Raw genomic sequence first — 9909 nt, 5'->3', positions numbered from 1 at the left:
TTTAACAAAAGCTGAAGTCGACAATTTCTTTCAAAACTGCATGCTCTTGGATACCTAGAGTACTAGGTTTTGAGAGAAACGACGGAAGTCAGGTAAAATAATCAGTTTTTCAATCATATTATTAAATATTACCTAAACATATAAATACCGTACATAATCTATTTAAATCTACACCGTAATACAAACAAAAAGGAGGCTCGCAGCCTCCTTTTTACATATTCTTTATTATATTTTTTACAAGTCCTTCAAAGATATTTGCGACTTTATTTGCTGCTTCCGATACTTCCTTGTGGTCTAACGGCTTGTCAAGGATTCCGGCGGCCATATTTGTAAAACATGAGATACCGCAAATCTCCGCACCCATATGGTTGGCGGCTATCGCTTCGATAGCTGTCGACATACCTACCGCATCAGCACCCAAAATTCTTGCAAGCTTTACCTCTGCAGGTGTCTCATAAGCAGGTCCGCTAAACTGCATATAAACACCTTCTCTTAAAGTAATACCGACTTCTTTTGCGGAGTTTCTTGCAACATCAAGTAATCTCTGTGAATATACATGGCTCATATCAGGGAATCTTGTGCCGAACTCCTCAATATTGCGACCGATAAGAGGTGACGGAACTATAGTTGAGATATGGTCTGTAATAAGCATCAAATCTCCCGGCTTATATTCTTTATTTACCGCTCCTGCCGCATTGGTAAGTATAAGCTTCTTTGCGCCGAGCATAATCATAAGTCTGGTAGGAAGTACAACATCTGTTACAGGATAGCCCTCATAGTAATGTACTCTACCCTTCATAATGACTGTCTTCACACCCTCTACAGTACCGAAAAGAAATCTTCCGTCATGACCTGCTACAGTGGACACAGGGAAACCTTCAATATCACTATAAGGTATCTCACATTCCACTTCCATATGCTTTGCAAACTCACCCAGTCCTGAGCCAAGTACCAGCGCAACCTCAGGTGTAAAATCTGTGACGGTTCTTATGTAGTCATAACTTTTTTTCACTTTTTCAAAAATAGGATTCATAAAACCTCCCTTATAGCTTGTCTAAAATACTGTATCCTACTGTACCCTCAGGCATCTTTAAGTCAAAGTTATCCACGACACTTGCGCCTATTACGGCAAATGTATCTGTAGTATCAAGCAGCTTTCCCCCGTCAAACTTCTTTGAGTATGACATAAAGAATACAGCCTCTCTCGTGTGATCCGTTCCTGTGTGAGTCGGATCGTTTCCGTGGTCTGCCGTAAGTATCAAAAGATCGTCATCATTCATCTTATCAATGAACTCACCCAGCTTTTCATCAAACTTCTCAATCTCTTTTGCATAGCCTATCGGATCTCTTCTGTGACCCCAAAGTGCGTCAAAATCCACAAGATTCGTAAAGCAAAGACCTGTAAAATCTTCTGAAAGCATATCAATAGTCTGTTCCATACCGTGAACACTTGAATCCGAGTGAAGAGCCTTTGTTATACCCTCTCCTACAAATATATCGTTTATCTTTCCTATAGAGATAACATCAAGTCCGTTATCCTTTAATACATTGAGAGCGGTTCTACCGAAGGGCTTCAGTGCGTAGTCATGTCTGTTGGAAGTCCTTTTAAACTCACCCTTTTTCTTACCGATATAAGGTCTTGCAATAACTCTCCCGACCTTCCACTCATCCTTCATTGTCAGCTCTCTGGCAATCTCACAGCATCTGTACAGATTTTGAAGGTCAAAAGTCTCTTCATTTCCGCAGATTTGAAGCACGGAATCGGCAGATGTGTATACAATCATCGCTCCCGTATTTATCTCTTCTTCTCCGAGTTCTTCAAGTATCTCCGTGCCTGAAGCCGACTTATTGCCTATTACTCTCTTACCGCATCTTTTTTCAAGCTCGTCTATAAGCTCTTTCGGGAAACCTGTATCTGTAAATGTCTGAAACGGTTTTTCAATTCTAAGACCCATCATCTCCCAATGACCAGTCATAGTATCCTTACCGTTACTCATCTCTTCCATTCTGCAAAATCTTCCAAGCGGCTTTTCCACTCCGCTTTCTCCTTCAACCGGATGAAGATTATACATTCCGAGCTTCCTTAGATTCGGAATATTCAGTTTGCCGTATTCTCTTACTATATGTCCGAATGTATCGGTATTTGCATCTCCGAACTTAGCCGCATCAGGCATTGCACCGATACCCAAAGAATCCAAAACAACAACAAAAACTCTCTTATATTTCTTCATAATAATACCTGTTTGCCAAGCTCTTTTAAAAGCATATCTTTAATATCATCACTTGCAAATGAAACTTCTATTGCATTCTTTATTCCCTGCAATATCTCGGCATCATTTATCATATTCTTGTTTTGCAAAAATAATATCTCATCTGTAATGCTTGTATTGCTTACCAATCTGTTATCGGTATTGACAGTGGCAAGCAGACCTCTTTTTATATAGTCCGAATAAGGATAAATATCCTTCTTACCTACCGCCTTTGTCTGATAATTGCTTATCGGACACATCTCAATACCGATGCCTCTCTCCTTTGCGAGATTTAAAAGCCTTTCATCATCTCTCATGGCGATACCGTGTCCTATTCTTTTGGCACCGTACTCTATAGCGCCCTCTATATTGGACTTAGGCCCCGCCTCACCTGCATGAATTGTAAAGTTCATACCGAGATCTTTGGCGTACTTAAAAAGCTCACTAAACTCTTTTATAGGATGATTTGCCTCATCTCCTGCCAAGTCAAGTCCTGCAACACCTGCATTGTAGTACTCTCTTGCGACCTTAAACATCGACTTGCTTGCTTCTATATCATGGTGAGTCATAGCACAGCATATGGCATTACCATATATACCGTAAAGCCTGTTACCCTCATTGATACCTGCTATTACGGACTCTATAACATCTTCAATGCTTAGGCTGTCCGTAACCGACAAAAGCGGAGCAAATCGTATCTCGATATACCTTACATTTTCATCTGCTGCAAGCTTCATCACCTCAAGAGCGGCCTGCTTTATATTTTCCTTTGAATTCATAGCGCTTAGCGGAATATCAAATTTCTCAAGATATTCCACCAAACTTGAACACTCCATACTGACTGAGAGTTCACTCATACTGAATTTTCTGCCAAGAGTATTTTCAAGGAATGTCTTTGAAAGTGAGCCGTCCAAGTGACAATGTAAGTCAAGCTTTGGCAACTTTAAAATTTCTTCTTTATTCATAGACTAACCCATATCATAAAAGGCTGATTCCACTATCTCTATGGTTGCGCTTGTTCCAAGCCTGTTGGCACCTGCATCCACCAATTCCTTGGCAAACTCCTTATCATGTATTCCGCCGCTGGCTTTTACACCCATATCAGGACCTACAGTCTCTCTCATAAGTCTGACATCCTCAACCTTTGCACCGGCGCTGCTAAAACCTGTAGAAGTCTTTACAAAATCGGCACCTGCTTCCTTTGCAAGTTCACATGCCTTTACCTTCTCATCATCGGTAAGCAGACAGGTCTCTATAATAACTTTTAAAATATGCTCTCCACAGGCTTCTTTTACAGCCTTAATATCTTCCAAAACAACGGAATAATCTCTGTCCTTGAGTGCGCCGACATTTATTACCATATCTATCTCATCGGCACCGTCCATCACGGCAATCTTTGCCTCAAGCGCCTTGGCTCTTGTAGACATTGCACCCAAAGGAAATCCTACCACACTGCAAATCTTTACATCGCTTCCGTGCAAAAGATTTGCAACATAAGGTACATAGTATGAGTTCACACATACCGAACAAAAACTGTATGCCATAGCCTCATCACATACTCTTTTTACATCTTTTCTTGTGGCGTCCGCCTTCAATATTGTATGATCAAATAATTTTGTTGATAACATTTTTCCCCCTATCTTGCCTTTAAGAAAGGCTTACCGTTTGCTGCCGGTACTCTTGTACTTCCTACTACAAATACCAGCGCGAGTATTGTAACTACATACGGAATCATTGACACAAGGTTCGGTGATACCGCATTACCAGCTCCAAGCAAAGCCTTGATACCGTTACAAAGTCCAAAGAGCAGACAAGCCTTGAATGCTCCCTGCGGCTTAAACTTTCCGAAAATAACCGCCGCAATGGCAATGAATCCCTGTCCGACTATTACCGCCGGTCTGAACTGGCTTACTGTAGCCAGTGTAACAAAAGCTCCTCCAAGTCCTGCAAGAAAGCCCGAAAGTATTACACAGATATATCTTGTACGATATACATTAACTCCCAAAGTGGCACAGGCCTGCGGATGCTCTCCTACAGCTCTAAGATGCATTCCGAACTTTGTCTTATAAAATACAAACCAAACTACGGCAACCAGTATAAAACTAAGATAGGCTACAATGTATGTTGAAAAAACATTGTATCCGAAAGATCCTGAAGGGAACATTCCGTCAAAGAGCTTAGGCAACTTTGAAGCCGTATCAAGTGCAGGTGAATCCGACGAGTTGTCAAATATCGCCTTGCAAAGAAATACCGCAAGTCCCGGACCTATAAAGTTTATTGCTGTACCCGATATAGTCTGGTCCGCTCCGAACTGTATACAGGCAACCGCATGAATAACACCAAGTATTGCACCGCTAAGTCCTCCTGCAAAAAATCCGAGCCAGCCGTTGCCGCTGAAATACGCCACACAGGCACCTATAAAAGCGCCTATTGTCATCATACCTTCAATACCGATATTTATAACACCGCTTCTCTCCGAAAAACATGATCCCAGAGCCGCCAAAAGAAGCGGAGGAGTTGCTATCAATATAGCATTTATCAAAAGCCCTAAATCCTTTATTAAAACTTCCATTATACCGCTCCCTTCTTTCCGTGACTTAAGAAAATACTTCTGAACAAACTTGATATTGCAATAAACAATATGATTACACCCATTATAATATCCACAACCTCTGAAGGTGCATTTACAAGTGAAAGCTTACTTCCGCCATACTTCATAGCGCCGTAGAAGATACCTGCAAATATACATGCTATCGGATTTGAAGAAGCTATCAGCGCTACTGTAATTCCCTGAAAGCCGTATCCTTCCTGACCTGAAAACTGTGATATTCTTCCGCTCATACCCATCAGCTGTATCGCACCTCCGATACCTGCCAAAGCTCCTGAAAACGCCATTGCTGTAAGGAATGATTTTCCGGTATCTATACCTGCATACTGTGCGGCTGTGTTACTAAAACCTACCGCACGAAGCTTAAATCCGAGTGTAGTCTTATTTATCACAAACCAAACAATTATTGCAAATACAACAGCTATTATAAATCCCCAGTTTGCAGCTGATGCACCGGTTGCCTCTATTATAGACTTAGGCGCCAGGATTCTTGCGGTATCTGCAATATCCTTTGTAGCCTCACCGCCGCTTTCCTTATGTATTACAGTCAAATTCACTATAAAATTTGACAGATAAAATGCAATCCAGTTAAACATAATATATGATAAGACTTCATTCACACCCTTTTTTATCTTCAAAAGCCCTACTATCGCTCCCCAGATACCTCCTGCAAGTGCGGCACCTATAAAACAAAGCGGTATATGTATAATTGCAGGTGCTTTTATAAGAATACCTATTACACAGGCTGTAAGAGAACCTACTACAAACTGTCCCTCGGCACCTATATTAAATACGCCTGTCTTAAATGAAAAAGCCACACTGAGACCTGTAAATATAAGCGGAGCGGCATATATAAGACACCAAATCATAAACTTAGGCTTACCGAAGATACCTTTTAAAAGCTGTCTGTACGCCTCAAGAGGATTTATCTTTGCCACTGAAAGCAGAATCGCACCTACTATAAACCCCAAAATTATTGATAAAAGAGTATAAAAAGCATTGCTTGAAAGTATACCGTTTTTCTTACTCATCTTTTTTTCCTCCTGCCATCAAAAGTCCAAGTTCCTTCTCATCGGCATCCTCACCCATGACTTCACCTGTAATCTGACCTCCGAATATAACCTCAATCCTGTCTGATAGGTTCATAATCTCGTCAAGCTCAAATGATACCAATAAAACCGCCTTGTTCTTATTCCTTTGCTCTACCAGATATCTGTGCACAAACTCAATAGCACCTACATCTAGACCTCTGGTCGGATTGACCGCAATCAAAAGATCTGAATCGTTGGTCACCTCTCTGGCTATAATTACCTTTTGCTGGTTTCCTCCCGATAAAGTCTTTGCCGCCTTTTTGGCGCTGTCTTTCGGTCTGATATCGAACTTTTCTATAAGCTTGTTTGCATGTGATTCTATATTTTTCTCATTGAGTATGCCGTTTTTTGAGAAAGGCTCATTTTCAAAGTTTTGAAGTATAAGGTTTTCCGCCACACTGAAATCAAGCACAAGTCCGTGCTTTTGTCTGTCCTCAGGTATACTTGTAATACCCATATCAAAACTCTGTCTCGGTGTTACATTAAAGGCATCCTTTCCAAGTATCGTAACGCTTCCGGACTCGGCCTTTTTCAGTCCTGTAAGTATCTCCACCAATTCGGACTGTCCGTTACCGTCCACTCCGGCAATACCTACTATCTCACCTCTTCTTACATCAAGACAAAGAGATTTGAGTATATCCGCCTTTCTGTAGTCCTTTGCACAAAGATCCTTCACACAAAGTACCACCTCTCCCGGCTCTCTTTTTTCTTTCTCTACGCTGAATGAGACATCTCTACCTACCATCATTGCGGCCAGTTCGCTCTCACTTGTGGTCTTTACATCTACAGTATTTATATACTTTCCGTGTCTTATGATAGTACATGAATCGGCACAGGCCTTTATTTCCTTCAGCTTATGTGTGATAAGTATTACGGACTTTCCGTCCTTTGTAAGACTCTTTATGATATCTATAAGTTCAAGTATCTCCTGCGGTGTAAGTGAAGCGGTAGGCTCATCAAGTATAAGAGTCTTTGCACCTCTGTACAATACCTTCAAAATCTCCACTCTCTGCTGCATACCTACAGAGATATCCTCAATCTTGGCGTCCGGATCCACTGCCAGACCGTATTTTTTTGAAAGTTCCACTATCTTTTCTCTTGATTTTTTCAAATCCAATACAAGTCCCTTGGTATCTTCCATGCCCAGTGCAATATTTTCGGTAACGGTAAACGGAGGTATCAACATGAAATGCTGATGCACCATTCCTATTCCCAAATCTATCGCTCTTTGTGGAGTACCGATGACGGTTTCTTTACCGTCTATGAATATTTTTCCTGAAGTGGGATGGTATAAACCGTATAAAATATTCATAAGTGTGGATTTACCCGCACCGTTCTCTCCCAAAATAGCATGAACCTCTCCCTTTTTTACCGTGAGATTGATACCATCATTTGCAACAAAATCGCCAAACTTCTTGACTATATTTTGCATTTCGACAGCTGTGTCCATTCTCCCTCCTTATCATCAGGTCTTTTACATACTTGCTATATCAGCACAATATCACTAAAACCGTTCTTTATTGCTATATCTTTAGCTTCATTCATCTCTTCATTTGTCGGACTTCTAAAGTCTCTGTATTCTTTTCTTACACCGTTTTTCCTGTACGCTATAATCTTATATCTTATATTTGATATCCTAAGGAAAGGAGCCAGCTCCCTTGATGTGTCCTCAACAGTCTTTCTAAAGTCAAAAAGCTCAGGTACAACCACAGTCCTTACTTCAAAAAGCTTGCCTATTCCCGCCAAATATCTTGCATTATCCAGTACAATATCGTTTCCGACATCGGTAACTTTTATATGTTCATTATAATCATATGCCTTAATATCAAGCATTACCCCGTCACAAACTTCCAATAAGCCGTTAAACTTTCTAAAGTCTATGCTTCCGTTACTGTCAATCATTGTACCTAACCCTGCCTGCTTACAAAGAGTAAATACCTCTCTCATAAAATCAGGATACAAGCTGCATTCACCTCCCGAAAAAGTAATCCCTCTGATAAAAGGTACATTTTCACATATCTTATCAAAAGTCTCTTTAGAGGTCATCCTGACAATCCTCGGAGTTGCGCCGTGCTTGCAAACCTTGATACAGGTATCACAGGCTATACACTTTTGCGGTTCAAAGACCACCTTGCCGTCTTTATTGCTAAGTGCGGCTGTGGGACAGGTAGGCACACAATCCATACAATTTATGCAAAGATTTCTTGTCTCCGGATTGTGACAGTATTTACAGTTAAAATTGCAGCCCTGCAAAAATATGGCTGTTCTGTTGCCCGGTCCGTCCACACTGCTGAAAGGTATTATCTTGTTGACATCGGCACTGTACACTAACGCACTTTCCTTTCAAGGATCTTGCCGTTATGCTTTGCGCCCATACCCAGTGCCGTGGTATCCTGAAGAACACTCTCTCCCTTTTCAAGCTTCTCTATCTCGGATCTCTTTACAAGATATCCTGTGATTCTGATTACATCGGAGTCTGATGAATAGAATGAAAGGTATCTGATATTTTCTTTCATTGCACCCTTTATAATATCAAGTACATATTCATGATTCTTGTGTACGGTAAGGTCTATAGGGAATATATCACCTGTTCCCGAAGGGAAATACTTGTGGAACTTGGCACAATGCTTAAGGTGATCCAAAAGATTGGTAGGTTCCTCACCTATCGGTATTCTTGTTCCCGGTGATACCTTGACATCACTTGCAATACCTACCTGTGCGTGAAGAAGGAAATGTCCGTCTGTACCCTCACAGTACTTGTTGAAATGATTTTTATTAAAATCATCTATTATATCCATTATCTCTACAGCCAGCTTATCTGCCGCCTCGCTGTGACCGTATCTGCCCTCTATTCCCTCTTTTTCAAGAAGAATGTTTACAGCCTCGGCAAGACCTACCAGACCGAACATGGCGGAGAATCTCTCCCTGCTTATAAAGCCTTCCTTTGCGAGGAAATTGTTTTCAAAGAAACCGCTCTCCTCCACCTCAAACTTTATTCTTTCATCCATATATCTAGCCATAATATCCATGACATATGGCAGAGTGTTTGTCTTAAAGTCTTCGATATTCTTCGCTCTCTTTGCAATATTTCCCAATATCATTCTTGAAAGTGTATAAGAACCGCCTCCAAGCAAAAGTCCGTTATAGCAGCTTGCAATAACATACTTTTCTCCGAGCTCACCGCAAAACATCTTATGGTTTGCAAATGAAGGCTTTGCACTGTGAAGTGCGGTATTTATCGCCATAAGTGCAAACTCGTCACTTGTCACCTCAGGGTCATACTTCAATGTGATATTCGGTACCGCCTGCTCAAGCTCGGCCTCCACCTCAAGTATTATTCTTCCCGCCAATGTGTCCTTAGGTCCGATATTTGCGTGTGAGAATGAGTCCAAAATAGTTCTGTCCATATTTATAAAGAACAGCTTTATCATCTTCTTTGCCAAATCTCTGTCCATATCCTGTACGAAAGGATCCAAAAGTTCATCTAATTGACCTACATAAACAGGGAAATTGGTTACGCTCGGAACATGGCGATAGAAAATAAGCAGTGAATTCAATGCTTCATACAAATCCTTTGGAGGATCAAGCTGCAAAAACTTGCTTCCCTCTCTCATAAACTTTGCATAGTCAGGTATTATATATCTCGGTCTTAGCGGTGCGTGTCCCTCAAACAAATCACAAATACACTGCCTGTCTATATCTGCATTAAGAAGCTCATCCAAACCTTCAGGCAAATCAAGCACTTCAAGAAGTGAATCTGCATGATTGGCCATGGTAGCCACTTTCTGCTCATGAGTAAGGCTCGGACTTTTTACAGTCTCCAGCATACTCTCTCTGATTTTGTTAACTTTATCTAAGCTGATATCTCTCATATTACTCCATTCTATAAGGGTTTACCCTTAAATATACCTACGAAATTCATAGATATATTTAAGGGGGCAGCAATAGATTGCTGCCCGAT

Annotated in this window: 9 protein-coding genes; all 9 read right to left on the bottom strand. The window is 41.0% G+C overall.

Annotated features, from left to right (window positions below):
• Nucleotides 1-211: 211 nt before the first annotated feature.
• Genes EHW90_RS04705 through EHW90_RS04665 form a run of 9 tightly spaced genes read right to left on the bottom strand, consistent with a single transcriptional unit; the run spans nt 212 to nt 9820 of the window.
• On the bottom strand, nt 212-1033 hold the full coding sequence (locus EHW90_RS04705) for a purine-nucleoside phosphorylase (RefSeq protein WP_124951626.1): 822 nt from the start codon (nt 1031-1033) through the stop codon (nt 212-214).
• A 10-nt stretch (nt 1034-1043) separates the two neighbouring features.
• Entirely contained in the window at nt 1044-2231 is a 1188-nt protein-coding gene (locus EHW90_RS04700) for a phosphopentomutase (RefSeq protein ID WP_124951624.1), read from the bottom strand.
• A complete protein-coding gene (gene add, locus EHW90_RS04695; RefSeq protein WP_124951622.1) occupies nt 2228-3214 on the bottom strand; it encodes an adenosine deaminase in 987 nt (328 codons plus the stop codon). Before add ends, EHW90_RS04700 begins: the two co-directional genes overlap by 4 nt.
• Before the next feature lie 3 nt (nt 3215-3217).
• Nucleotides 3218-3877 carry a deoxyribose-phosphate aldolase gene (gene deoC, locus EHW90_RS04690; RefSeq protein ID WP_124951620.1) on the bottom strand — a complete coding sequence of 220 codons (660 nt, stop codon included), beginning with the start codon at nt 3875-3877 and terminating at the stop codon, nt 3218-3220.
• An 8-nt stretch (nt 3878-3885) separates the two neighbouring features.
• The gene (locus EHW90_RS04685) at nt 3886-4821 is read right to left on the bottom strand and encodes an ABC transporter permease (RefSeq protein WP_124951618.1); all 936 of its coding nucleotides are present in this window, start codon (nt 4819-4821) and stop codon (nt 3886-3888) included.
• The gene (locus EHW90_RS04680) at nt 4821-5888 is read right to left on the bottom strand and encodes an ABC transporter permease (RefSeq protein ID WP_124951616.1); all 1068 of its coding nucleotides are present in this window, start codon (nt 5886-5888) and stop codon (nt 4821-4823) included. The genes EHW90_RS04685 and EHW90_RS04680 overlap by 1 nt, the downstream gene beginning before the upstream one ends.
• Nucleotides 5881-7398 carry an ABC transporter ATP-binding protein gene (locus tag EHW90_RS04675; protein WP_124951614.1) on the bottom strand — a complete coding sequence of 506 codons (1518 nt, stop codon included), beginning with the start codon at nt 7396-7398 and terminating at the stop codon, nt 5881-5883. The genes EHW90_RS04680 and EHW90_RS04675 overlap by 8 nt, the downstream gene beginning before the upstream one ends.
• Nucleotides 7399-7433: 35 nt before the next feature.
• Nucleotides 7434-8276 carry a YjjW family glycine radical enzyme activase gene (locus EHW90_RS04670; RefSeq protein ID WP_124951612.1) on the bottom strand — a complete coding sequence of 281 codons (843 nt, stop codon included), beginning with the start codon at nt 8274-8276 and terminating at the stop codon, nt 7434-7436.
• The gene (locus EHW90_RS04665) at nt 8276-9820 is read right to left on the bottom strand and encodes a YjjI family glycine radical enzyme (protein ID WP_124951610.1); all 1545 of its coding nucleotides are present in this window, start codon (nt 9818-9820) and stop codon (nt 8276-8278) included. Before EHW90_RS04665 ends, EHW90_RS04670 begins: the two co-directional genes overlap by 1 nt.
• Between the last annotated feature and the right edge of the window lie 89 nt (nt 9821-9909).

Origin of the sequence: Lachnoanaerobaculum orale (genome assembly GCF_003862485.1) — a bacterium.
Lineage (GTDB): Bacteria > Bacillota > Clostridia > Lachnospirales > Lachnospiraceae > Lachnoanaerobaculum > Lachnoanaerobaculum orale.
The sequence above is the reverse complement of the archived record's forward strand: the minus strand, read 5'-3'. Positions and strand labels throughout refer to the sequence as shown.